The organism is Pseudaquidulcibacter saccharophilus (genome assembly GCF_019455445.1).
Classification (GTDB): Bacteria; Pseudomonadota; Alphaproteobacteria; order Caulobacterales; family Aquidulcibacteraceae; genus Pseudaquidulcibacter; species Pseudaquidulcibacter saccharophilus.
In genome coordinates this window covers 179,428-203,424 of the sequence record NZ_JAHWUS010000003.1, presented here as the reverse complement: position 1 = coordinate 203,424, position 23,997 = coordinate 179,428, and the positions used below count along the sequence as shown (strand labels likewise).

Below are 23,997 nucleotides of genomic sequence, written 5' to 3'. Positions count from 1 at the left end.
TTTAATATGAATAATTTTCCCAAAACACTAATTGACGCTTATTATAACTTTAAAAACGCCGCATTCCCCGAACAAAAAGAACATTATAAACATCTTGCAACTGATGGACAAAATCCAAAAGTCATGGTGATTGCATGTTGCGATTCACGTGTTGATGTTAATTCGATTTTATCTTTTGGAACCGGCGAACTTTTTATTGTACGTAACGTCGCCAATCTTGTACCCCCTTTCGAAATGGAAGGTAAACACCACGGTGTTTCAGCGGCAATTGAATATGCCGCCCTTAATTTAAAAGTTGAACATATTGTTATCTTGGGCCATTCAAAATGTGGTGGTGTTGCCGCCGCACTTGATTCAAGCATTACAGTGCAAACTGAAGCAAACTTTATCACAAAATGGATGTCAATTCTTGATGAGCCAAAGGCCAAGGTCGAGGCACAATGCGGGCATTGCAATCATGATGTGAAGCAATATGAACTTGAAAAAGACGGTATTATCCATTCGCTTGAAAACTTGCGAACCTTCCCATGCATCAAATATCTTGAGGATAAAGGACGCATTGGCCTTTGGGGTGCGCATTTTGATATCGAGACCGGTGACTTGCGCGTTTACAATCAAGAAATCAACAAATTCGAAATTATTTAAGCGTTTTTGCGCTTAAATAATTTTGAAAAATCAGGAAGCTTGAAAAGGCTGAATGAATGCGCTTTTGCTACCCCAAGATATGCAACCATCAATGACGCAATTATGTTAAAGGTTAAAACCTTTTCCTGCATATCTTTGGCATCATAGATTGCTCTTGCAAGTTTTGGGGTAAAGCCATAGACGCCATTGCGGGCAAAGTGGATAGTTTGCTCAACACTTGGGACAAAGATAAACATCGTCAAAAGCACGATGGCAACGCTGATAATAATTTTTAAAAATAGCCAGCCCGAAGTTGCAAAAGCGTTTTTACCAAAACCGATTAATAAAGCGCCGGTTCCAACCGTAAGAACAAGACCCCATAGAGTAATACTTAAAGCACCTGTCTCAATGAATTTGCAAATCACAAGATAATCAGGGCTTTGTAAATCTGGTGCCACATTCCCCGCAACATTATATGCAATCAAACTCCCCATAAACATAGTCATACCAACAATATGGGCCAATCTGAATAGTTGAAACATTTCATACTCCTGCGGGGTTTTTCTTGCTATATATCGTGTATTTCATGAGATAAAGCCGTCAGTGCATAAAATTAACAAAAATAAAATAAATTTTATTTTATTAGGCCTCAACTAAATTGGTTTTGTTAAAGCCGCCTTCGATAATATGGGCAAAGGCATCATCATAAATTTCTAATCCTGCGCCTTTTTTATTGGCATCTTCACCAAGCATACGACGGAAAACCCGCGCCCCCTTATAGCCATTAAACAGCCCTAATAAATGCTTGGTCATGGCGTGAAGTGGTACTTTTTTGGAAAGTTGTTCTTCAACATATGGTCTGAATTGCTGATATGCATCTTCGGCACTTATGATATAATCTTTGCCGAAAAACTCTTTATCAACTTCACCCAAGATATGCGGATATTTATACGCGGCACGCCCAAGCATAACACCGTCTAGATTTCCCATTTCCCGCTTTGATTGCTCGATAGTATTTAGGCCACCGTTAAGAACAATGGTAAGATGCGGGAATGCCGCCTTTAATTCCCGGACAATTTCATAATTAAGTGGTGGAATATCGCGGTTTTCCTTTGGCGTAAGACCAGCAAGAATTGCCTTGCGTGCATGAACAACAAAGACATCGGTCCCACGTGATGCGATATATTCAACGAATGGGAACAAGATTTCATAAGGATCCTGGCTATCAACCGCAATACGGTGTTTTATGGTTACCGGAATTTTGACCGCTTCACGCATTGCCTGTAAACAATCGCCTACAAGCTCTGGCTCGTACATTAAACATGCGCCAAATGAACCCGAACGTACGCGCTTTGACGGGCAACCAACATTAAGATTGATTTCATCATAACCAAATTCTTCAACCACTTTTGCCGCCTGCGCCAATAATTCAGGCTCAGAACCACCAATTTGTTGGCAAACTGGGTGTTCAGATTGGTTATAGCCCAACAACTTTTTTACATCGCCCTTCATAATTGCTTGAGCAACCACCATTTCGGTATAAAGAAGGCTTTCTTTGGTCAAAAGGCGGTGAAAATGGCGGCAATGCCTATCCGTCCATTCCATCATTGGTGCAACGGAAAAGCGGTGATAGGTTTTGGTGTCTTTGGTTATTTCATTCATTTTTATTATTACGCAATTATTTTCATTCAAGCGCGCGGCTTATAGTTTTTATAATAATTAAAATCAACCCAGCGCATAATGAACAGCGCCCAATTAAATTGGTCAGACCAATTTTCACTATTAACTTGACTATTTATCCAAGTGCGCGAAATATTTGAGAATGGTGAATGCTGTTTCAAAAATTCTGAAATATCTGGAAGATAGTGGCTTAAAGGCGGGTGAAAAAATACCGGCTGAACGTAAACTTGCGACAACTCTTGGTCTATCACGTTCAAGCCTACGTGAGGCTATAAAAAGTTTGAATGTTTCTGGTTTTATTGAAACCCATTTGGGTGATGGCTCTTATATTCGTGCCAAAACCCCTTCTCCACCTGTTTTAAAGCCGGATTTTGCAGATTTTAACGAGCGCCCACAATATTGCTTTGACGTGCTTGAAATTCGTAAAGCACTTGAAGGTAATGCCGCCTTTGATGCCGCCTTAAATGCCACTATTTTGGAAAGAAGAGCCATTAAAACCGCATTTGAAAACCTAATGCAGGCCACAAGCAATAATGACCCAATTTTAGAAGCCAAATATGATGCTGAATTCCATCTATCAATCGTTCAGGCATCCCACAATAAAGTTCTATATTTCATGTACCGGCAACTTTTTGAAATCTTACAAAGTGCAATTGGTAATTTTTTAAAAAGTTTTTATCCATCGGAAACTGAAAACGGGCTTCCCGAACAGCATCAGGCAATTTTCAACGCCATAATGGAGCAAGATGCAGAAGCGGCACGTGATGCCGCCCTTGCCCATACCCAATCAATTATAAAAATAATGCACCAAAGTTATGAGGAATAAATGATTATATCAGCCCCCACCGATTACCGCAAATATGCAAAAAAAACACTTCCGCCATTTTTATTTGATTATATTGATGGTGGCGCAAATGCCGAAGTTACACTTGGTAACAACACGAAAGACTTGCAACAAATCGCCCTTAAACAAAGGGTTTTACGCAATGTTGAAGATTTGGATATTGGAACAGAAATTTTTGGGCAAAAATTATCAATGCCGGTTGTTCTTGCCCCGGTTGGCTTAACCGGAATGTATGCGAGACGTGGTGAAATTCAGGCATTAAAGGCCGCAAAAGAAAAAGGCATTGCCTTTACCATGTCATCGGTTTCAGTTTGCCCCATTGAAGAAGCCATACAAAAGGTTGAAAGCCCGCCACTTTGGTTTCAGCTTTATGTTTTAAAAGACCGTGGCTTTATGAAAAACGTACTTGAACGCGCGATTGCCGCCGGTGTTAAAACCCTAGTCTTTACGGTTGATATGCCGACCCCAGGTTCACGTTATCGCGATGCACATTCTGGTATGTCTGGCCCATTTGCTGCCCAAAGAAGGATTTTCCAAGCAATGCTACATCCAAAATGGGCGCTTGACGTTGGCCTTTTGGGTACACCACATGATTTGGGTAATGTCTCTACCTATTTGGGAAAACCAACCAATCTTGCAGATTATATGGGTTGGCTGGGTGCAAATTTCGATCAATCAATTGCGTGGAAAGATCTTGAATGGATACGCGATTTTTGGAAAGGCGATATCATTATCAAAGGCATCCTTAACCAAGATGATGCCAATGATGCCAAAAATTTTGGTGCCAATGGAATTGTAGTTTCCAATCATGGTGGGCGGCAGCTCGACGGCGTAATTTCAACCACCCGCGCCTTGCCCGCAATTGCTGATAAAGTTAAAGGTGACATGAAAATTCTTGTCGATTCTGGCATTCGTTCTGGCCTTGATGTGGTGCGCATGTTGGCACTTGGTGCAGATGTGGCGATGATTGGACGCGCCTATATTTACGCCCTTGCAGCGGATGGTGAGCGCGGGGTTAAAAACCTTTTAGATATTTTCGCCAAGGAAATGAAAGTTGCCATGACTTTAACTGGCGTGAAATCTGTTTCACAAATAAACAATGATTGCCTTGAATTATAAAAATGTAGCTTTGGGGGTTGATAAAAGCTGAAAACCTGTAAATCTGTTGTAACAAATTTAAATGGTAACATTTGTAAGGGATTGGCATGAAAAAGCTTTTATTATCTTCAGCGATTTTATTAGGACTTGGGTTTAGCGCAACAGCAGCATCGGCGCAAAGCTATCCAGGTGAAGCACGCTTTCGTGAAATCTTCAAAGAATTAATTGAGACCAACACAACCTATTCAAGTGGTAATTGCACGGTGGCGGCACAAAAAATGGTGGATCGCCTTCATTCGGCTGGTTTCTCTGATAAAGATGCTTTCGTTTTTACCAATCCTGACTTCCCTAAAGAAGGCGGCGCGATTGCGATAATAAAAGGCACATCAAAGGCAAAAAAAGGCGTGCTTTTAATGGCCCACCTTGATGTAGTTGAAGCAAAACGCGAAGATTGGACACGCGACCCATTCACTTTGTACGAGGAAAATGGTTTCTTCTATGGGCGCGGGGTTTCCGATATGAAAAATATTGCTGCCTATTGGGTCGATAATATGATGCGCTATAAAGAAGAAGGTTTCAAACCAAAATATGATATTAAACTTGCCCTAACTTGCGGCGAAGAAACCACAGGTGCATTTAACGGTGCCGAATGGCTTTCAAAAAATCACAAGGATTGGATTGATGCTGATTTCGCCCTTAACGAAGGTGCGGGTGGTTCATTGGATGAAAACGGCAACCGCATTTCATTAAGTGTTCAGGGCGCACAAAAAGTCTATCAAGATTTCACAATCACCACCACCAACCCGGGTGGTCACTCATCTGTGCCAAAACCTGAAAATGCCATTTATGATATGGCCGATGCCATGAAAGCCGTGCAAAAGCTTGAATTCCCGGTAATGTTCAATGATGCCAATCGCGAATATTTCACACGCATGGCAAAAATCAAAGGTGGCGAAGTTGGCGCAGCGATGGAAGCAATTGTCAAAAACCCGAATGACAAGGCTGCCGACGCGCTTATTTCAAAAGATAATGCATGGCATTCAATGTTGCGCACCACATGTGTGGCAACCATGATTAATGGCGGTCACGCGCTTAACGCCCTTCCACAAAGCGTGCATACCAACGTAAACTGCCGCATTTTCCCTGGTGTTTCTGTTGATAGCGTGCAAGCAGACCTAGTGAAAGCCATAAACAACCCAAATGTAAAAGTGGCAATAGTTGAACCGCGTTCAATCGCCACCCCCACCCCAAAAATGGGCAAAGAATTCCTAGAGCCAATTGAAAAACTGGCCGACAAATATTGGAAAGGTGTTCCTGTAATCCCTGTGCTTTCAACTGGTGCAACAGACGGTATTTATACCTCTGCGGCCGGCATTCCAACTTATGGCTTTTCGGCAACTTTCTCCGAGGCAAGTGGCAATTATGCGCACGGTCTAAATGAGCGAATGAGGGTTCGTTCATTAATGGAAGCGCGTCAGTTCCAATATGAATTGGTGAAATATTACGCAACTCATTAAGTCTTCAAATCGCCGCTCTCGGTGCTTCGCGCCTCACTTAACGGCTTGGAACAATTTAGAAAAATAAAATCGAAAACCTGCTTTCCGATTTTATTTTACATATTCTTAAAAGGCTTGGGTTTCCCAAGCCTTTTTTAATCATACAAAATATTACCTGAAAGTAATTTTTTGCTTGCCTGTTTTTAAATCTGCAATATCATTTAACGAAAATTGGCCAGGGAGTTACAGATGAGAAAAAGGCTTAAAAGAGGCATTATTGCCGGCACAATGTTACTTTCAATTTTTGGAGGAGCTGTAAATGCCGAACCGCCAAAAATTATCCCAAATATTAAGACTGGAATAATAACAGCTTCAAAACCTAGCATCGCGGTTGAGGCAAAACAAAGCACAATTATAAATACTGCAAATGTGGCAACTGATCCTGTATTAAATGGTGAAGCACTGTCCTCATTTGTTTTTAACTTCAATAATGGCGACCATAAATTACGTAAAATTGCGGTTGGCAATTACCTTGGCAAAGCACAATTTACTTTTGCCGACCAAGATTCCAATGATCCATTCTATGGTAAAGCAAGATGGTATCAGTCATCAGATTTTATAACTGGTTCAGTAATTGCCGTTGGGGGTGGAGAGTTTGAAATAAGCATCCCAAGAAAAGCTGGATATACGCCAATTCTTTCAGGTTTTAGTTTTTCACGTAAAGATGGAACCGATGCTAATGTTAGAACAATTGGAGTTAGGATTGACCCCAATAGAAGCGTTGTACGTGTTGCCCTTATTGATGATCAGGGATTTGACTTCCGTGTTATTGAAAGTCAACTTGCTGCAGGATTTGCGTGGTCCTTCATGCCAGTCGGGCATATGGAAGCCATTTTCGCCACCGCAACAGGTGCTACAAGCTATATGGCAGCTCATGAATTCACCAAAAACAATATGAGAGCATATACGGCTGATATTAGATATACCCTTGTTCCGAATGGCTATATAAACGCTAAAGGCGCTGTATCTGGAAGCAACAACAAAATAGAGAGCGGAAGGCTTCCAAAAGACGGTGAAAAGATTGCACTAAGTGGCTTCATCTTCAGCTTTAAAAACTCTGATCACCACTTACTTCAGTTAAAAGTTGATTTGCAATCAAATGATTCTGCCGAATCCGTTGTATATCGTGATGGTGATGGTGGCGACCCATTTGAATGGAATGCTGAATACGTTACTTTGAAATAAATTCCAGCCATTTTTCCAACCGATGCAAACCTTCTTCAAGCTCTTCTATTGAAGAGGCATAAGATAGGCGAACATATTTTTTCGTGTCATATACCCCAAAGTCATCTCCGGGGGTTAAGGATACATGCGCATCAACAAGGGCGGCCTCACAAAATTCCATGCCCGTCATTCCGGTGGATGAAACATCGATATAAACATAAAACGCACCATTGGGTTTTACAGGAACATCAAGGCCAATTTCTTCAAGGCGTTTTAGAACAAATTCACGCCGTTTCAGCAATATATCGCGGCGCCCTTCGCATTCATTGATTGCATCATCTGAAAAACATTCAAGGGCGGCAATTTGCACCGGCGTTGATGCGCAAATATAATAATTTTGCGATAATTTTTCGATGTAGGGCGCTAATTCCATTGGGATAACACACCAACCAAGGCGATAGCCAGTCATCCCAAAAAACTTTGAAAAACTATTGATGACAATCGCACCATCATCATATTCAAGAATGCTTTGGGCGGGATTACCATTAGAATCACGGTCGGCAAGATTTAAATATATTTCGTCAATAATTCTGAAGCCGTCTTTTGATTTCACAAAATCGCAGATTGTTTTTAATTCATTAAAATCAACAGATGTTCCAGTTGGGTTTGATGGCGTGGCAATTAAAATACCTTTGGTATTTTCGCCCCAATTGGCCTTTACCATTTCAAGACTAAGCTGATAATTGCTTTCAGGCGTAGTTGGAATTAACTTAACTTTTGCGCCCATGCTTTGCATAAATTCGCGATTACAAGGGTATGATGGATCGCCGATTAATACCTCGTCCCCCTCATCTACTAATGCCGCACATGCCATTAACAACGCCGCCGATGCGCCCGATGTAACCGCAATCTGGTTTGATGGAACCTCAAGACCATGCATTCTTTTATAAAAGTTAGAAATTTTTTCGCGTAATGCCTCTAATCCCATGGCGTTGGTATAGGCCTTTGCAGGGCTATCCAATGTTGCTTTTAGCGCCTCAACAAAGGCTTTAGGTGGGCCAAAGTCAGGCTCCCCTACGCCAAGGCGAATTATATGATGCCCCTGCGCCTCAAGCATTGTTGCCTTGCGGGAAAATTCCATCACTATAAATGGGCTTATATTTTTTGCACGTTTTGAGATTTTCAACTTTTCACCTTTGCTTTGCTATAAACTTGCAAATAAATTCTTCCAAGCAGTTTCATCAAAATATTATGACATGCTTACACAAAACGCCCATATAAACATCACAAGATTGTTATAACACCCGATTATCAGAGCGCTTGGAAATCGCCCACTCTCAGTGTGAGAATATGGGGATGTCCGATTTTTCGGGGAAATCTTATGAAAAAGTCTCTTAATTTTAAAAAGGCGCTTTTGGGCGGGTCAATATTGGCAATTTTTGCAATTGGCACCACTCAATCAGCATTTGCACAAGAAAATAATACAAAACCAACAAATGAAAATACTGATGAAAATGTTGTTATCGTTACAGGCCAAACCTATGCGACAAGCCGCGTTTCACCGGTTATGATTAAACGCACACCAGTTGTTGCCAGTGTTAACGACGTTGTAAACGAACTTCCTGGCATTATCGTTACCGAAGCTGACGCTTTTGGTTCTGCCGATTGGGCAACATCTATTACAATGCGTGGCTTCAATTCTGGTCCTGGCGGTCAACAAATTGGTACAACTATTGACGGCATTCCAAATGGTGGATCAACATATGGCGGCGGCTCAAAAGCAAACCGTTATATCGATATCCTAGACCTTAAAACTGTTGAAGTATCACAAGGTACTGCTGACCTTAGCTCAGCATCAAATGAAGCCTTGGGCGGAACATTAAAATTCATCGTTTCAGACCCAAAAACCGAACAAGCCCTTAAAATGCTTTATGCATCAGGCGACCAAAGCGCACAAAAATACTATGCCCGTTTTGACAGCGGTGAAATTGCACCAAATACATATGCTTTCTTGTCATTATCATCGGCACGCAACAAAGATTATGTTGATAATTTTGCGCAAATCACCCGCGACCACCTAAGCGGTAAAGTAATTTCTGAAATTGCTGGTTATAAACTTACTGGCTTCCTTTCATATGATGATGCCAATGAGGCCGAAACCGATCCTTCATCACTTGATTATTGGAAGCAAAACCCAACCCGTGATTATTTGACCTCAATCTGGACCGGAATTCCAATGATTGACCAAAACTATCGTGACGGCTGGCGCGCGCACCGCAAGAATTTCTTGAACTATTATCGTGCGGAAAAACAATTTGGTGAAATCAAGGCCAAAGCAACCGGGTATTACCACCAAATGACTGGCCAAGGTGATTGGATTCCACCGTATATCGTTGACGTAACCAATAACGCTGGCGGCCCTGAAACCGAACTTACCAACACAACTGTTTATGGTGGTTCAGCATTGGGTAAAATTTATTTTGTTTTGCCAAATGGTGTTAAAGCAAATGGTGATGCAAATTGTATTTCCGCATCTGCACTCGGTGAAGGCGACCCTGCTTGTTATGCATCTAATGCACTTGCAGTTATGTCTTATCGCCATACGCATTATAAAAACTTCCGCAAAGGTGCCTTGGTTGACCTTTCATGGGACCATGATTTTGGCGCATTTAAAAACAGTCTAACTGGTGGCTTGTGGTATGAAAACGGCAAATCAAACGTAATCCGTGACTGGCATAAAGTTTTGAATGCCGCAATTGGCCCTGCGTATAATAATAATCCATATTATGTTCAATATCGTGATAATTACACGGTTGAAGAAACCAATTATTATCTTGAAGACATTTTGGAATATGGTCCATTAACTGCACGTTTTGGCTTGAAACAATATTTTGTTGACCGCACTCGTGAACGCGTTGTTGGCACATATTCTAAAACCAGCCTTAGCTCTAATTCAGACCCATTGTTTGCATTTGGCTTAAACTATGTAACGCCGATTGCGGGGCTTGAGGCATTTGCCGGCTTCTCGCAAAACTTTAATGCCATCAGCCAAGGTCGCATGGGTGAAAGCACAGAAACCCTTAAATCACTTGAGCCAGAAACCGCAGACAATATTGAGTTTGGTTTACGCTATAAAAATAGCAAACTTAACTTAACTGCGACTTTGTTTGATATTAAATTTGATAACCGTATCACTTATATCGCCGATGGTACTGTTTCAGGCATCGATTACCTAAGTGAAGTTGATGGAACTTATATCAATTTGGGTGGTGTAACATCAAAAGGTCTAGAACTTTTGGCATCATATCGCGCAACCGATAAATTGCGTCTTTCTGGTTCTTACACATACAACGAAGCAACCTATGATTCAGGTGGCAACAAAGAAACTGTTGACGGAACACAAGTTTTCGGAACCCCGAAAACCATGGCTGTCCTAAGCGCTGATTATACAAGTGGCGCATATTCGGTTGGTATTTCTTCAAAATACATCGGCAAACGGTTTATAGATATGGCAAACACGCAAACTGCGGATGCCTATGTCATGACCAATGCTTATATCGGTGTGAATGTTGAAAACCTATCGGATAAATTAAAAGGTGTTGAAGCCCGCCTTACCATCAGCAACCTAACCAACGAAAAATACATCAACGGTATTTCAGACGGCGCGGTTTACCCTGGTGCTCCGAGAACTTTGTTATTCTCTGTTTCAGCGGAATTCTAATAATCTCTCTCCCCTCAAACAAAAAGCCAGCCCTTATCACGGGCTGGCTTTTTTATTTAAGCTATTTTCAATTTAGATTGAAATACGTATTTCGCCATGCGCAGAAGGGTCTGACATTGAGGGCAAACCATTTTCAATATGCCCAGCATAGTGATAGCTAAAACCATCGCCCTCAATTTTAAAATCATACCAATTATGGCTATTTCCAAAATTAAGCTGAATCTCTTGGGTCTCGCCTTCTAAAATATGGATATTTTTTGAATGCGCGCCATATGAAACATCTTTCCAGACGATTTCAGTATCACCATTTTTATTTTCAATTTTGAGGCGGCTGCCACTAAAACTAATACGCAAATTTTTCGCAATGCCATTAAAATGACGATGGAAACCGTTTGAACCTCTTACCTGTATATTTGGTGACGCATTTAGTGGCGCCGATAATGAACCACCAGATTTAATTGTGAAACGCGCTGGTGCTTTTTGCAAATCATCATAATCATAGATATGGAAAACTGCTGCATTCGCACCTTGGTTCATAAAATTGATTTGTGCCACATCACCAATTTTCTCAACCCCACAATCCATATTATAGGCGATTGCACGGCGTGGGCGCAAACCTTTTTCCTGCTTTGGCTTTGTTTGTTTTTCAGGAACTTTTGGCATTGAATGCCCCTTGCCCAAAGCACGGGTTTTATCGGCAAGTTCACGGGTTTGTGGTAAGTTTTTGAAAAACTCATGGTTATTTGGATTTTTAAAGTCAAAACATGTGGTTAAATCACCGCAAACCGCACGACGCCAAGGCGAAATATTTGGCTCATTAACGCCAAAACGGGTTTCAATGAAACGTATCACTGATGTATGGTCAAATACTTCGGAATTCACAAAACCACCGCGCGACCACGGCGAAATCACATAACATGGAACCCGTGGACCAAGGCCATAAGGGCGATTTTTATATTTGCCATCGACAAGATGATATTCGTTCAAAGTATCGATTTGTGATGCACCAATTAAATTACCATTTTCATCAATTGCCGGAACTGATGGCGGCGGCACATGGTCAAACAATCCGTCATTTTCATCGAAATTAATTATGAAAACCGTTTTTGCCCACACCTCTGGATTTGCAGTTAGTGCATCAAGGACATTGGCGATATATTCCGCCCCTTGTGCAGGACTTGAAGGCCCAGGGTGCTCGGAACCTTCGGCAGTGCCAACAATCCATGAAACTTGTGGCAACTTATTGGCAATTACATCTTCTTTTAGTTTATCAATATCACGCGTGCGAATTGAACGATTAGCAAGGCGGTTCAATGCGCCATCTTTTGAATTTTTGGCATTACGATAAGTTTTAAACCCTGCAAGCGGGTTATCAGTAAAATTATCGGCCATATTTTGATAAATTTGCCAATCAATGCCCGCCGCCTCAAGACGTTCGGGATAGGTTGTCCAATCATAGCCACCGTGATGCGCAGGGTCAGCAGAAAAATCATCATAAGTATTATCAATCACTGGGCCATTTTTTGTGCCATCTGGATTAATGCTTCCGGTCCAGTGCATAACACGGTTTGGATTTGTGCCAGAATGCATTGCGCAATGATATGCATCGCAAAGGGTAAAAGCTTCAGCAAGGGCGAATTGGAATGGAATATCTTCACGGTTAAAATAACCCATTGCATGATTATGCTTATATTTTGTCCAATCATCGAGGCGACCATTATTCCATGCCCCTTGTGCATCATTAAAATGGTGTGGTGTGCCTTCATGGCGCATATGTGCAAAATTTTGCTTGGTATTTAGATGAAATGGGTAAATTAAAAGGGGTTCTTTGTTTTCTTCATTAAACTGCACCCAAACCGTATTCTTAAGGCGGGTTTTGTTGTTGGCAACCGGTATTGGATATTTATCACCAAAACCGCAAACCCCATTTAAAGAACCAAAATAATGATCAAAAGCGCGGTTTTCCTGCATCAAAACCACGATATGTTTCACATCTTGCAAAGTGCCAGTTTTGACATCCGCCGGAATATCGAGCGCGCGTGAGATTGCTGGATGTAAACTCATCCCTAGCCCTGCGGCAAGTGTTAATGACAAAGATTGAAGCATTTGGCGACGGGTAGTTTCGGTCATAAAGTTTTTTCCACAAAATTGATTATTTGTTTTGCTTTAGAATTTTGCTGTTACAACTATATGACCATATATAATTTTATAAAGCTATTGTTTGAAATGTCGCTATGGCTTTGAAATCAGTATTTTTAAAACTTCGCCCAATTTCTTGGCTTTTGAACAATCTTTTATAATCAACCAATATTCGCGTAGTGCAATTACAAATGGATTGATTGAATTTATGGGTTGGGTCAAACCAAATTTCACCATCTCATTACCATCGTCTTTGGCAAAAGTGCCGAAAAGATAATCATATATTATAAGAGTTCCACCATAATTTTTATCAATATATTGCGAGTTACTGGCGTGATGGATGCGGTGATGATTTGGTGTATTTAGAAAATATTCAAGCACACCCCATTTTGGCGATATTTCGGTATGAAGAATGAATTGATAAGCAAGGTTAAAGGTTAGCAATGCACCAATCATCACAGAAGGGAAACCAATCAATACAAGTGGTAAATAAAACGCCCATCCCAATGAAACAATGCTTAACCACCCCAATCTTATTGCCGCTGGAAAACTATATACATTTGCCGAATGATGAACCGCATGCGATGCCCACATAAAACGTATTGTGTGGTGCAAGCGGTGCATCCAATAATAACAAAATTCAAATGCAAAAAACCCTGCTACCCATACAAAAATATTATCGATTTTAAAATGAAATAGCGCAAAGCGTTCAAAAAATGTGAATATAAAAGTTGTGAAGCCAATACTTAATGGCCTCAAAAGTAAATTACCAATTGCAACACCAAATGAACCAACGGTAGAGCCAAAATCATATTTTTGTTTTTTAACAAATTTTATATATAGAATTTCAATCACAACCAACGCGACAACAATTAATATAAAATGACCGTATAGAAAGCCGTTGCTGTGATTAATTTGGTTTAGCTTTTCCATTGGATTGCTCCTTGGATTTATTGATTATGAAATCATTTTGCCTGCGGCATTTCTTGTGCACGCTTTAATTCCGCTTGATCCAAAACTTTGTCCTTATTTGTGTCAAAAAGGTCAAAGACGACCAAGCGACCATTTGCATATTCATCACGGCTTAATCGACCATCATGATTTGCATCATTAACCGTAATCATTTGATTCATTGCCGGCACAGCACGTTCGGCGGCAAATCTCGGAATGTCTTTATTATCAATAAACCCGTCATGATTGCGGTCAAGTTGTTTGAAATTCGTATTGCGATAGGTGCGCATTTCCGGCTCGGTAATTTTGCCGTCATGATTAGTATCAGCTTTTTTAATGCGGTTTATATCGAGTTTTTGAGTGCCTTGGGCAAATGCGATTGCAGGTAAGCCAAGCAAAAGAATTGCGAATAATGGTTTTATAATTTTCATCTTTAACTCTTTTAAAAAAATGGGGACGAGCTTTATCGGGGGTTATTATAATAATCTCGTCCCCAAAAAGCCCTTATGATTAAAGGCTTCATCAGTTACGAGGTATTATCTAGTTGGGCAGGTGATTACATTACCATTTACATCCATGCAGGTTGCAGTATGGGTAATGCCATCGTTGCTGTTGTAGGTGGTAGAGCCATTATATGAATTTCCGGTTACATTATTAGTTGCATTTGTATTACGTGAACCAGAAACATAGCCGCTTGCATCTTTTGTTGCCGAACCGCTGCTATTTACTGAGCCATTGGCATTTGAACCGCTTAAGCCACCTTTGTGAGCAACACTGCCATCAGGGTTATAAGTTGTTGTCGATCCACGTTTAAACTGACCGCCATTATTGGTTTTAACTGCCTGACCATTGCCAGCAGTATAAGAACCATCGCCATTTGCTTTTACACCATGGCCACGCGCCCAGGCATTGCCATTATATGCGCCGGCGGCAACCGCACCGTTATTGCCACGGGCTTTGATGCGGCCTTGTTCTGCTGATGCAGTTTCTGCAACAAAGCTAAGTGCGATAATTGAAGCAAGGGTAATTTTTGTAAATTTTGAAATGTTCATTTTTCATCTCCTATTGGGTTGATGAAAACAATTTACGAGGCAAATGTTTCGTAAAAATGCCAAAAAAACGCGGATGTTTTGCAAATTGTTACAAATTAGCCTCCGTGAAACAATTTGTAACAATTACACAAGTTACAAACGGAATAATAAATATTAACTCGTTAGTATTATTGGTAAATTTCCAACATATGTGGGGCGCAATGGAACAAAGCAAAGGAAAAATCATTATTCTTGATGACGATGCTGAGATGCGTAATCTGCTGACACGATATCTATCAGAGAATAATTATTATGCGCGCGCGGTGAATGATGCACAAAATCTTTACCGCATGTTATCACGGGAAAATTTTGATCTTTTAATCCTTGATCTAATGATTCCTGTTGAAGATGGCCTAAGCGTTTGCCGTAAGCTTAGGTCTGATAACAACAATATACCAATTATAATGGCGACTGCAAAGGGTGACCCAATTGATAAGATCTTGGGTCTTGAGATGGGTGCGGATGATTATATCGCCAAACCTTTTTTGCCACGTGAATTATTGGCGCGAATTGAAGCAATAAGACGCAGAAGTAATAATAGCGCCCCCCTTAGCGGCAAAGTTACCTTTGGAAACTTTAATCTTGATTTAGGCCTTATGACCCTTAAAAAAGATGGCAAACCAATCGAGCTTTCAACCCGCGAATTTAATCTTTTAAAGGCATTTGTTTGTAATGCAGGACGCCCCTTATCACGCAGTCAAATCATTGACCTTGCCTTTGGACGCGATGCCGAAGTTACGGATCGCGCAGTTGATGTGCAAATCCTTCGTTTGCGTAAACTAATCGAAAACGACCCATCAGAGCCATATTGGTTAAAAACCATGTGGGGCCACGGTTATATCTTCACTAAAGAGGGCGAATAATGCAAGCTAAACGCCCCATAAGCCTTTCACGTCGTGCTTTTACAATGACTATTGCGCTTGTTATTGTTACGCAATTAATAACACTATTGTTATTCACGACCATGATATTGCGCCCACAAATTCAACGTCTGGCGAATGTTATTGCATCCAATATTGTGGTATTTTCCGAAACAATAAAGCAAACACCAGCAGAGATGCGACCGCAATTAGTCGATAAATTAAAAAATTCAAAATATCTTACAATCTGGACCGGCAAAGAACCACCCGACAGTAGTGGCCCACCGCCACGCTTTATTGAACATATATTCATGAAGCAACTTGCAAATGCGATTTCTGAAAACCAATCTGAAATAAATTGGCGAACCGATAACAAAAGACGGCTTTGGATTGAAATAAATTTTGGCGACACACCATATTGGGTCAGTTTTAAAAACGTTGTAATTGGTCCATCGGGCTTGGCGTTAACATTATTGGCAATAAGCGGACTTTTGGCGATTGGGGTTGGGTATATTACCAATCTCATACTTCTAAAACCAATTAATGAACTTAGGCTTGCCACCGATAATTTTGCCCTTGATGCCAATATCGACCCATTGGAATTAAAAGGTCCCAGTGAAATCTATTCGCTTCGCCAAAGTTTCAATAATATGATTGAACGTATTAGTAGTGCTGAGCGGGAAAGAAGCATCGTCCTTGCCGGTATTTCGCATGATCTAAGAACGCCATTGGCAAAACTCCGCCTCGCTATTGAAATGATGGGGGCCAAAGATGACGATTTATTGGCAACTGCGCAAAGACAAATCACTAATATTGAAACCACATTATCGCAATTCATTACCTTTGCACGGGGCTTTGATGGCGAGGCCATAAGCAAATTCAATATCAAGGCAATTTTCGAAGAAATCAAAAACGAATACCCTGATAAGGGCATCAATATTCCATCCAGCATGGGGGATATATTTATTGATGGCCGACAGTCGGCAATTACGCGGGCAATTACAAACTTGGTTGAAAACTCAATAAAATATGGCAAACCACCAATAATGTTAAAGGCATATAAGTTTGGTGGAAAAACCTATTTAGAAGTCATGGACAGCGGTAAAGGGATTGATGAAAGCAAATTGGAAATTATCACCCTTCCCTTTGTACGTGGTGACAATGCCCGCAATAATGATAACCAAAATTACACTTCAACCGGATTAGGTTTGGCAATTGTCAAAAAAATTGTGGCAACACATAATGGGGAATTACGTTTTGAAAACCATCAAGACGGCTTTAAGACAGTCATAATATTGCCGTAAATTAAAAATATCCGTTTTATATGCGAAATATAAAAATACTTTCTCTTTTTATTTTTTGTCTAGTTACGGCATGTAACAGTAATGCAAAAGAGATTGATAAGGCCAAAAATTGCAATCTTATTGATTACAAAAACAATGACTATTTTATTTGTAAATTTGCCAACCCAAATCCTAATTTACGCCTTTATTTGCGTGATGACGACGGCGACAATATTGGCAACTTCAATAATTTAAAAGATTATCTAAAAACCAAAAAGCAGGAATTGGTTTTTGCCATGAACGGCGGCATGTATAATGATGATCGTGCGCCAACAGGATTATATGTTGAAAATGGCAAACAAATTGCGCCAATCCAAACCAAAAAATCATATGGTAATTTTGGGCTTTTACCCAATGGCGTATTTTATATTGATAAAGGGCAAGCAGGCGTCCTTGAAAGTTATGCCTATCTTGAAAAATTCAAAAATGCGCCACCGCAATTTGCGACACAATCGGGGCCAATGTTGGTTATTGACGGCAACCTTCATCCCATATTCAAGGCAGATAGCACAAGTGTAAACATAAGAAATGGTGTCGGAATATCCGAAGATGGCAAAGAAGTTTATTTTGTCATCACCCAATCGAGTGTTAATTTCTATGATTTTGCGACCCTATTTAAAGACTATCTAAAAACCCCCAATGCGCTTTTTTTGGACGGCTCTATATCCAAGGTCTATGATGCGCAATCAGGGCGCAATGACAAAGGTGACGAAATGGGGGTAATGGTCGGGGTTTATAAGTGATTACATCACTTTATTAATCTCATCTGGCCATTTAACATTGGCTTGGGATAAATGCGGTTGCGCGGCCTGACCTTCTTCACAAAGTCTGCGCGAACCTTCATTTAGTGCATTTTCTAAACGTGCCATAAATTCGCCTTTTGAAAGACCAGCAGGAATTGGTTCCAAAACTTCGTTAATTGCGGTTCCACCTTCTTTTTTAAATTCTTCACAAGACCAAAAAAGCCCAAGATTGGTTGCCATCGGCACCACGTCCCAACCACTTGCTTCTTGTAGGTGAAAAACACCGGCGCGATATTTAATACGGTCGCCAATTTTCACCAAATGCCCCTCTGGATATATCAGGACGTTACGTCCATCATCGGCAACATTGGCAAAAGAATCATTAAGGCTTTTTCGTGCTTTATGACCACCGCAATTATCAACAACAATTGCGCCGATTTTGCGCAAAATTCGCCCCAAGAATGGAAAATTTTCGAGATGGCTTCCGGTAACAAATGCAATATCGCCAAATTCGGAAACTGCGCCAAAGCCATCGCCCCATGATTGATGTTTTGCCGCAATAATAAACGGCCCTTTTGGCAATTTATCAAGCCCGCGATATTCAAACTTTATCCCTGCAAAGACCCGCATTCCAAAGCGCATTGCACGTGAATAAAATACGATTGCATTGCGCAAAATCTTATCACCCGGAAGCCAGCTTAAGGGCGCAAGCGACAAAACAAACAAAATTGAAATCACCCAATAATAGGCATTAAAAAGCAGGGATTTGATAAAGGTCATTCTTATTTCACAAATTCTAAAACGGCATTCTTAAATTGTTCTGGCTGATCATACATTATAAAGTGTAAAGAATTGTCAATGCGTTGTTTTTCAACATTGGGAATACCCGCATATGCGCCATCATATAATTTATCGACAAATTCTTGGGTTAAACCCATTGCCTTGTCATAGCCGTAAATTAGCTTGATTTGCGCTTGATTGTTTTTTAATACGGGGCGTAAATCAATGGTCATCAAATCTTCAACACCCTGCGCAATTGCGTGGCGATTGGATGCAAGCGACCAGCCAAGCACCATTTCACGTTTTTCATCAGATTTCACAAGTCGTGCAATTGCAACCTTTTGTGCAGCGGTAAATTGATCAATATTTTGCGCCGCTATCATTGCCGCAAATGCCTTTGCACGTGGTGTCATACTTTCTGGCGTGGCATTTTTATCAAGATAAAGTGAATAATACGGCAGTGCATCGACAACCATTACTTTTTTAACCAATGATGGATTGCGTGCAGCAAGCGCCATTCCAAGTTCGCCACCCATTGAATGCCCAATAATAGTCACGTTTTTCAAATTATTTTCTTTAATGTATTTGGTAATATCATCGGCAACGGGGTTAAAAATCGGTCCTTCATTGGTTTCAAGAGGTAACCCGGCATAACCTGCAACATGAACAATATGCACTTTATGATTTTTGGCTATTTCGTCCATTACATTATCAAAAACAGCGGGCGGGCTACCAAGACCGGGGATTAGGATTACGTCATCACCTTTGCCAATTGTTGAAATCTCAACATGTTTTACATCTTGTGCATTGGCAATGGTTGGTGCAACAAATAATCCCAAAATCGCATAAAGCATTACAAAAAGTTTTTTCATCAATCTCCCCTTTTAGTTTTTATATTTTATATTTGTGTCTGATTGATAAAACCCTCATTCTGTGCCGCCTGCAAGAATTTTTCGTCATTGCCGCCGGTTGAATATGCAGTTTTTAGCAGTGGCAAACCCGCATCATTAATCGCCAACACTTCTTTTAACCTTCTGGCAATTGCTTCACCGGAATCAATGAATTTTATGTCTTTTGGCGCATATTTTGCCAATTCATCCCGAATAAGGGGGTAATGAGTACAGGCAAGGATGATAATATCAATATCTTTGGCCATTGGGTTTTTATAAAGCCCGTCAATGGCATCTTTTATATGGCTTTCTTCAAAATCTTCGCCGCGCAAAACCTGTTCAGCAGCCAGTGCAAGATTGGGCGGGCCATAGCGATATACAGCGCAACCACCCGCAAATTGATCTATTAAATCGTCAACATAAGCAGATCCAATGGTGCGCGGTGTTGCCAAAAGACCAATGGCTTTGGTTTTTGTCAAACGTGCGGCGGGTTTAATTGCCGGCACAACCCCAATAACCGGAACCCCAACCACTTCGCGGATGCGCCAAAGGGCAATTGTGCTTGCGGTATTGCAGGCGATAATTACGGCATCAGCCCCTGTTTTTTCAACGCCAGCCAAAACCACCTGTGGGATGCGGTCCAGTAATTCCAAATCATTTTTATTGCCGTATGGAAAAAATGAAGTATCGGCAAGATAGGATATTTCGATATTTAGATTTTGATCAACCAATTCCCGAACAATCGAAAAACCACCAACCCCTGAATCAAAAACCAGAACTTTTTTCATTATGACCAATTACAACTTTTGCGGTGATTATAAAAGTAGCCACAAATTTCTTTACTGCAACAATAAGCAAAGGAATTAATATCGCATATGGGGCTTTTATTTTGCGGCATTATATAATAAAGGCATCCCACATTAAATCAGAGGGTTTTGGTTCAAAATGCAATATATCTCAACACGCGGTAATTCACCCGAGGTCGGCTTTAATCAAGCAATTATCGAAGGTCTTGCACCTGATGGTGGATTATATGTACCTAAAACATGGCCAAAACTTGAAAAATCCGTTTTAGAAAATGCTAAAACCGCCCCTTATTATGAAACTGCGGCACATGTTCTACACGCGTTTGCGGGCAATGATATTGATTTTGAAACCGCACTTACACTTTGTAAACAGGCGTATGGCGAACAATGGCACGATAAAGATGTGGTTCCATTAAAACAAATCGCACCAAATTTGCATTTGCTTGAATTATTCCATGGCCCATCATTGGCATTTAAAGATGTTGCAATGCAGATGATTGGCGCATTATTTGAATATATCCTTGCCAAAAACAACACGACTTTGAGTGTGGTTTGCGCAACATCTGGTGATACTGGTGGCGCTGCTGTTGAGGCGTTTAAAAACAAAAAAGGGATTGAAACCTTTATCCTTATGCCTGATGGTCGGGTTTCTGAAGTTCAAAAACGCTTTATGACTGCCTCCGGTGCGGATAATATCCATGCACTTATTCTTGATGGTGATTTTGACCGTGCGCAGGCAATTTTAAAAGGCTTCTTTGGTGACAAAACCTTTGTTGAAGAAGTAAAACTAGCCCCCGTCAATAGCGTGAATTTTGCACGCATCATTGCGCAATCAGTTTATTTCGTAATTGCGGCATCAAAAGCGGGCATTGACCAGCCTGCGGACTTTATTGTGCCAACAGGTAATTTTGGTGATGCCTTCTCTGGCTTTGCCGCAAAAATGTTAGGCGCAAATATTGGCAATATCGTGGTTGCCAATAATGCCAATAATGCCCTTGCCGCATCACTCGAAAGCGGTGTTTTTGCAGTTACTGGTGAATCCAAAGCCACAATTTCGCCGGCGATGGACATTCAGGTTCCAAGCAATTTTGAACGTATTTTGTTCGAACTCGGTGGGCATAATGCACAAGAAATTGTTGGTTATTATAATTCATTAAAGGCCAACAAGACTTTTGTAATCAAACCAGAAACACTTAAAAATATTCGCGAAATCTTTGTCCCAAGCACAATTGATGATGAAGGAACCCGCCAATCAATCAAAGCCTGTTTTGCAGAAACCAAAGAAGTGATTTGCCCGCATACTGCCGTTGGCTATGCAAGTCGTGTTAAATCACCTGTTAACGGCGCGCAAAAAATCATCCTTGCGACCGCGCACCCTGCAAAATTCCCTGAAACCATTGTTGAAGTATTGGGAATTAATCCCGATCTTCCGCCACACGCCAAAGATTTATTTGAGCGTAAAGAAAAGTTTGAAAAATTAAAATCTGATGAGCTTGAAATTAAAAACTACATCAAAAACAATTATTAATGACAGCGGCTTTGCCCGCCTAAAACGCCTTGAAAATGGTGCGACGGTCATAATTGACAAGGTCGCAGGGCTAAAGAGTGCCTGTATTGGGGTTTGGGTTGGTGTTGGCACGCGCAACGAAGACGAAACCAATAACGGCATTGCCCATTTTCTTGAACATTTGGTGTTTAAGGGTGCGGGCGACCGTAACGCAACGCAAATCGCCGAAGATGCCGAAGCACACGGTATCTATCTAAATGCCGCCACTTCTTATGAAAGAACGGGGTTTTATGCGCGTTGTTTGGCTGATGAAATCGAACAGGCTTTTGCACTATGTTCCGATTTGGTATTGCGCCCGCATTTTGACCCCAAAGAAGCTGAGCTTGAAAAGAATGTCGTCCTACACGAATTAAACGAAGCATTTGACGATGCCGAAGATCGTTGCAGCGTATTAAATCAAATGGCATCATTTGATAATCAACCTTTGGGGCGCCCGATTTTGGGCGATGCCCAAAGCCTGGCCGCACTAAACATTGATCAAATTCAAAAATTCCACTCCGCTTACTTAAATCCCAATAATATTATTATTGCCTTTGGCGGCGCGGTTGATGAAAACCAAAGCATGGAATTGGCAAACCGCTTCTTTGGGCATTTGAAACCATCGCCAAAAGTTGAATTTGCGCATGGCATTGCCACAAGAAAATCACTATTTGAAACAAGGCGTATGGAACAGTTCCAAGTTGCAATTTCTACCTATGCCCCTGGTGCAGGTTCAGGTGAAATGTATGCCTCACAAATTTTTGCAGGTCTTTTGGGCGGTGGTATGGCATCACGCTTATTTCAAGATTTGCGCGAACGCCTTGGTCTGGTTTACGGCATCGATGCCTATACCGAAAAATATGTTGATATTGGGCGCTTTATAATTTCTGCGGGTTGTGCGCCACAAAATGCCGCCGAAGTAATTAAACGCACAATGGGACATATAGAAGATTTGGCGATGAATGGCCCCGATGAGCGTGAATTAATGCGGGCCAAGAAAACCTTTGAAACCGCCTTTATGATGTCTCTTGAAAACCCATCATCACGTGTAAATGCCGCAATTTCACAAGCGTTTGTTTTGGGAAAAACCCTTGATACCGATGACATAAGTCGTGCCATACGCGAAACTACGCCCGATGAAATCAAAGAAATTGCCACAAAATCATTGAATCCCGCATTCCATTCAGCGGCGGCGGTTGGCAAAAAATCAGGCGAAAAAGCGCTTAAAGCATTCATAAACTAGGTTGTATTGCCAAATGAATTTATATGAGTCGAAAAACGTGCATTTTGAGAACCGCATCGCAGTGTATGTTTAAATACATGAGCAGCGGAAGCAAAGAAATGCCCGTTTTGCAGACCATAGAAAACTTTTGGTAATATGACCTAATAATTCATATCACATTCAGGCTTTCTATCTATAATAAAATCGTGATAGTGAGGATTGTTACTATTCAGGAGCTTGAAATGCGGAACGCAAAAACGATTGGGAAAAAATTAATATTACCCGTGATTGTGCTTGGTGGTCTTGGTGCTGCCGCCTGCACCCCAACAGTAAAAGTTGAAGTGCCGGACAAGCCGATTGAGATTAACCTAAATATCAATATGAAAATTGAACAAAACGTTCGGGTTCGCATGGAAAATGAGCTTGATAAAGCTACACAATCCAACCCTGGTATTTTCTAATTAAGAAAGTTTATGGAGAATAAGATGAAAAATATTTCAAAGGTCTTATTTGGTGGTTTTGCTCTTGCCCTTATTGGTGCAGGTGCTGCTCTTGCGGTTGATAATGGTGGCCCAGTGGACCAAGGATTAGCAGCTAAAATCATTGGTGAACAAGCAAATGGTTATCTTGGCTTTGTGAAACCTGCAACTGCGGATCAAGGTGACTTGCAACGTGCAATCAACGAAATTAACGCGCGTCGTCGTGCGGTTTATACTGATGTTGCCAACAAAACCGGTGGCACAGTTGATCAAGCAGCAACTGTTCAGGCAATGCGCCAAATTCAGAAATTGAATAATGGCGAATATCTTAAAGACCTAAGCGGCGCTTGGTGCGCAAAATCATCTGCAACCAAAGCATCACAAGCATCTGATAATTCTATAATTATTTCGTGCAAATAAGATATTTTATATTTTAATGTTACAATAATCACGAAGGGGC

The 23,997-nt window shown here is 41.0% G+C and carries 23 protein-coding genes; 13 read left to right on the top strand and 10 right to left on the bottom strand.

What is annotated here, in order from left to right; all coding sequences use genetic code 11:
* Positions 1 to 6: 6 nt before the first annotated feature.
* Complete coding sequence (locus KXV15_RS09530) at positions 7 to 645, top strand: carbonic anhydrase (RefSeq protein WP_240007956.1); 639 nt, start codon at positions 7 to 9, stop codon at positions 643 to 645.
* Here KXV15_RS09530 and KXV15_RS09525 read toward each other — a convergent pair.
* Complete coding sequence (locus KXV15_RS09525; RefSeq protein ID WP_240007955.1) at positions 642 to 1,166, bottom strand: hypothetical protein; 525 nt, start codon at positions 1,164 to 1,166, stop codon at positions 642 to 644. The genes KXV15_RS09530 and KXV15_RS09525 overlap by 4 nt on opposite strands.
* A gap of 100 nt (positions 1,167 to 1,266) precedes the next feature.
* Positions 1,267 to 2,286, bottom strand: coding sequence for a tRNA dihydrouridine(20/20a) synthase DusA (gene dusA, locus KXV15_RS09520; protein ID WP_240007954.1), 1,020 nt, complete (start codon positions 2,284 to 2,286; stop codon positions 1,267 to 1,269).
* A 160-nt stretch (positions 2,287 to 2,446) separates the two neighbouring features.
* Here dusA and KXV15_RS09515 point away from each other — a divergent pair, with 160 nt between their 5' ends.
* The 4 genes from KXV15_RS09515 to KXV15_RS09500 all read left to right on the top strand — a co-directional run bounded on the left by KXV15_RS09515 (position 2,447) and on the right by KXV15_RS09500 (position 6,987).
* Entirely contained in the window at positions 2,447 to 3,130 is a 684-nt protein-coding gene (locus KXV15_RS09515) for an FCD domain-containing protein (RefSeq protein ID WP_240007953.1), read from the top strand.
* A complete protein-coding gene (lldD, locus tag KXV15_RS09510; protein WP_240007952.1) occupies positions 3,131 to 4,267 on the top strand; it encodes an FMN-dependent L-lactate dehydrogenase LldD in 1,137 nt (378 codons plus the stop codon).
* Between the two features lie 86 nt (positions 4,268 to 4,353).
* A complete protein-coding gene (locus tag KXV15_RS09505; RefSeq protein ID WP_240007951.1) occupies positions 4,354 to 5,763 on the top strand; it encodes a M20/M25/M40 family metallo-hydrolase in 1,410 nt (469 codons plus the stop codon).
* Positions 5,764 to 5,991: 228 nt separating this feature from the next.
* Positions 5,992 to 6,987 (top strand): hypothetical protein, encoded by a 996-nt coding sequence (locus tag KXV15_RS09500; RefSeq protein WP_240007950.1) that lies wholly within the window; start codon positions 5,992 to 5,994, stop codon positions 6,985 to 6,987.
* Here KXV15_RS09500 and KXV15_RS09495 read toward each other — a convergent pair.
* Positions 6,974 to 8,107, bottom strand: coding sequence for an aminotransferase class I/II-fold pyridoxal phosphate-dependent enzyme (locus KXV15_RS09495; RefSeq protein ID WP_240008314.1), 1,134 nt, complete (start codon positions 8,105 to 8,107; stop codon positions 6,974 to 6,976). The two genes, KXV15_RS09500 and KXV15_RS09495, sit on opposite strands and share 14 nt — an antisense overlap.
* Positions 8,108 to 8,347: 240 nt before the next feature.
* Between KXV15_RS09495 and KXV15_RS09490 the strand changes: the two genes are divergently transcribed.
* A complete protein-coding gene (locus KXV15_RS09490) occupies positions 8,348 to 10,687 on the top strand; it encodes a TonB-dependent receptor (protein WP_240007949.1) in 2,340 nt (779 codons plus the stop codon).
* Between the two features lie 72 nt (positions 10,688 to 10,759).
* On the opposite strand, the gene KXV15_RS09485 is transcribed toward KXV15_RS09490, so the two are convergent.
* The 4 genes from KXV15_RS09485 to KXV15_RS09470 form a co-directional block, all read right to left on the bottom strand.
* On the bottom strand, positions 10,760 to 12,817 hold the full coding sequence (locus KXV15_RS09485; RefSeq protein ID WP_240007948.1) for a phosphocholine-specific phospholipase C: 2,058 nt from the start codon (positions 12,815 to 12,817) through the stop codon (positions 10,760 to 10,762).
* Positions 12,818 to 12,919: 102 nt separating this feature from the next.
* On the bottom strand, positions 12,920 to 13,759 hold the full coding sequence (locus KXV15_RS09480; protein WP_240007947.1) for a sterol desaturase family protein: 840 nt from the start codon (positions 13,757 to 13,759) through the stop codon (positions 12,920 to 12,922).
* 32 nt (positions 13,760 to 13,791) lie between these two features.
* A complete protein-coding gene (locus tag KXV15_RS09475) occupies positions 13,792 to 14,208 on the bottom strand; it encodes an EF-hand domain-containing protein (protein ID WP_240007946.1) in 417 nt (138 codons plus the stop codon).
* A gap of 105 nt (positions 14,209 to 14,313) precedes the next feature.
* Positions 14,314 to 14,829 (bottom strand): hypothetical protein, encoded by a 516-nt coding sequence (locus KXV15_RS09470; protein ID WP_240007945.1) that lies wholly within the window; start codon positions 14,827 to 14,829, stop codon positions 14,314 to 14,316.
* A gap of 104 nt (positions 14,830 to 14,933) precedes the next feature.
* Here KXV15_RS09470 and KXV15_RS09465 point away from each other — a divergent pair, with 104 nt between their 5' ends.
* From KXV15_RS09465 to KXV15_RS09455, 3 genes are read left to right on the top strand one after another with little or no spacing between them, the layout of a single operon-like run.
* Positions 14,934 to 15,731, top strand: a complete 798-nt coding sequence (locus KXV15_RS09465; protein ID WP_240007944.1) for a response regulator — start codon at positions 14,934 to 14,936, stop codon at positions 15,729 to 15,731.
* Positions 15,731 to 17,032 (top strand): ATP-binding protein, encoded by a 1,302-nt coding sequence (locus tag KXV15_RS09460; protein WP_240007943.1) that lies wholly within the window; start codon positions 15,731 to 15,733, stop codon positions 17,030 to 17,032. The genes KXV15_RS09465 and KXV15_RS09460 overlap by 1 nt, the downstream gene beginning before the upstream one ends.
* Before the next feature lie 20 nt (positions 17,033 to 17,052).
* Positions 17,053 to 17,814, top strand: a complete 762-nt coding sequence (locus KXV15_RS09455) for a phosphodiester glycosidase family protein (RefSeq protein WP_240007942.1) — start codon at positions 17,053 to 17,055, stop codon at positions 17,812 to 17,814.
* Here KXV15_RS09455 and KXV15_RS09450 read toward each other — a convergent pair whose 3' ends face one another.
* The 3 genes from KXV15_RS09450 to murI are packed head-to-tail and all read right to left on the bottom strand — an operon-like array spanning position 17,815 to position 20,272.
* Positions 17,815 to 18,594: a lysophospholipid acyltransferase family protein gene (locus KXV15_RS09450; RefSeq protein WP_240007941.1), complete on the bottom strand. Its 780-nt coding sequence runs from the start codon at positions 18,592 to 18,594 to the stop codon at positions 17,815 to 17,817.
* A 2-nt stretch (positions 18,595 to 18,596) separates the two neighbouring features.
* A complete protein-coding gene (locus KXV15_RS09445; protein WP_240007940.1) occupies positions 18,597 to 19,466 on the bottom strand; it encodes an alpha/beta fold hydrolase in 870 nt (289 codons plus the stop codon).
* A gap of 26 nt (positions 19,467 to 19,492) precedes the next feature.
* Positions 19,493 to 20,272 carry a glutamate racemase gene (gene murI, locus KXV15_RS09440; protein ID WP_240007939.1) on the bottom strand — a complete coding sequence of 260 codons (780 nt, stop codon included), beginning with the start codon at positions 20,270 to 20,272 and terminating at the stop codon, positions 19,493 to 19,495.
* Between the two features lie 157 nt (positions 20,273 to 20,429).
* Between murI and thrC the strand changes: the two genes are divergently transcribed.
* The 4 genes from thrC (at position 20,430) to KXV15_RS09420 (ending at position 23,957) form a co-directional block, all read left to right on the top strand.
* Positions 20,430 to 21,818: a threonine synthase gene (gene thrC, locus KXV15_RS09435; protein WP_240007938.1), complete on the top strand. Its 1,389-nt coding sequence runs from the start codon at positions 20,430 to 20,432 to the stop codon at positions 21,816 to 21,818.
* A complete protein-coding gene (locus KXV15_RS09430; protein WP_240007937.1) occupies positions 21,778 to 23,079 on the top strand; it encodes a M16 family metallopeptidase in 1,302 nt (433 codons plus the stop codon). The genes thrC and KXV15_RS09430 overlap by 41 nt, the downstream gene beginning before the upstream one ends.
* A gap of 221 nt (positions 23,080 to 23,300) precedes the next feature.
* A complete protein-coding gene (locus tag KXV15_RS09425) occupies positions 23,301 to 23,519 on the top strand; it encodes a YnbE family lipoprotein (protein WP_240007936.1) in 219 nt (72 codons plus the stop codon).
* Between the two features lie 24 nt (positions 23,520 to 23,543).
* Entirely contained in the window at positions 23,544 to 23,957 is a 414-nt protein-coding gene (locus tag KXV15_RS09420; RefSeq protein WP_240007935.1) for a YdbL family probable chaperone protein, read from the top strand.
* Positions 23,958 to 23,997 lie beyond the last annotated feature (40 nt).

Coding starts and splice junctions, on each gene's coding strand:
- KXV15_RS09530 (WP_240007956.1), top strand. CDS start 7: ATGAATAATTTTCCCAAAACACTAATTGACGCTTATTATAACTTTAAA.
- KXV15_RS09525 (WP_240007955.1), bottom strand. CDS start 1,166: ATGTTTCAACTATTCAGATTGGCCCATATTGTTGGTATGACTATGTTT.
- dusA (WP_240007954.1), bottom strand. CDS start 2,286: ATGAATGAAATAACCAAAGACACCAAAACCTATCACCGCTTTTCCGTT.
- KXV15_RS09515 (WP_240007953.1), top strand. CDS start 2,447: ATGGTGAATGCTGTTTCAAAAATTCTGAAATATCTGGAAGATAGTGGC.
- lldD (WP_240007952.1), top strand. CDS start 3,131: ATGATTATATCAGCCCCCACCGATTACCGCAAATATGCAAAAAAAACA.
- KXV15_RS09505 (WP_240007951.1), top strand. CDS start 4,354: ATGAAAAAGCTTTTATTATCTTCAGCGATTTTATTAGGACTTGGGTTT.
- KXV15_RS09500 (WP_240007950.1), top strand. CDS start 5,992: ATGAGAAAAAGGCTTAAAAGAGGCATTATTGCCGGCACAATGTTACTT.
- KXV15_RS09495 (WP_240008314.1), bottom strand. CDS start 8,107: ATGGAATTTTCCCGCAAGGCAACAATGCTTGAGGCGCAGGGGCATCAT.
- KXV15_RS09490 (WP_240007949.1), top strand. CDS start 8,348: ATGAAAAAGTCTCTTAATTTTAAAAAGGCGCTTTTGGGCGGGTCAATA.
- KXV15_RS09485 (WP_240007948.1), bottom strand. CDS start 12,817: ATGACCGAAACTACCCGTCGCCAAATGCTTCAATCTTTGTCATTAACA.
- KXV15_RS09480 (WP_240007947.1), bottom strand. CDS start 13,759: ATGGAAAAGCTAAACCAAATTAATCACAGCAACGGCTTTCTATACGGT.
- KXV15_RS09475 (WP_240007946.1), bottom strand. CDS start 14,208: ATGAAAATTATAAAACCATTATTCGCAATTCTTTTGCTTGGCTTACCT.
- KXV15_RS09470 (WP_240007945.1), bottom strand. CDS start 14,829: ATGAACATTTCAAAATTTACAAAAATTACCCTTGCTTCAATTATCGCA.
- KXV15_RS09460 (WP_240007943.1), top strand. CDS start 15,731: ATGCAAGCTAAACGCCCCATAAGCCTTTCACGTCGTGCTTTTACAATG.
- KXV15_RS09455 (WP_240007942.1), top strand. CDS start 17,053: ATGCGAAATATAAAAATACTTTCTCTTTTTATTTTTTGTCTAGTTACG.
- KXV15_RS09450 (WP_240007941.1), bottom strand. CDS start 18,594: ATGACCTTTATCAAATCCCTGCTTTTTAATGCCTATTATTGGGTGATT.
- KXV15_RS09445 (WP_240007940.1), bottom strand. CDS start 19,466: ATGAAAAAACTTTTTGTAATGCTTTATGCGATTTTGGGATTATTTGTT.
- murI (WP_240007939.1), bottom strand. CDS start 20,272: ATGAAAAAAGTTCTGGTTTTTGATTCAGGGGTTGGTGGTTTTTCGATT.
- thrC (WP_240007938.1), top strand. CDS start 20,430: ATGCAATATATCTCAACACGCGGTAATTCACCCGAGGTCGGCTTTAAT.
- KXV15_RS09430 (WP_240007937.1), top strand. CDS start 21,778: ATGAGCTTGAAATTAAAAACTACATCAAAAACAATTATTAATGACAGC.
- KXV15_RS09425 (WP_240007936.1), top strand. CDS start 23,301: ATGCGGAACGCAAAAACGATTGGGAAAAAATTAATATTACCCGTGATT.
- KXV15_RS09420 (WP_240007935.1), top strand. CDS start 23,544: ATGAAAAATATTTCAAAGGTCTTATTTGGTGGTTTTGCTCTTGCCCTT.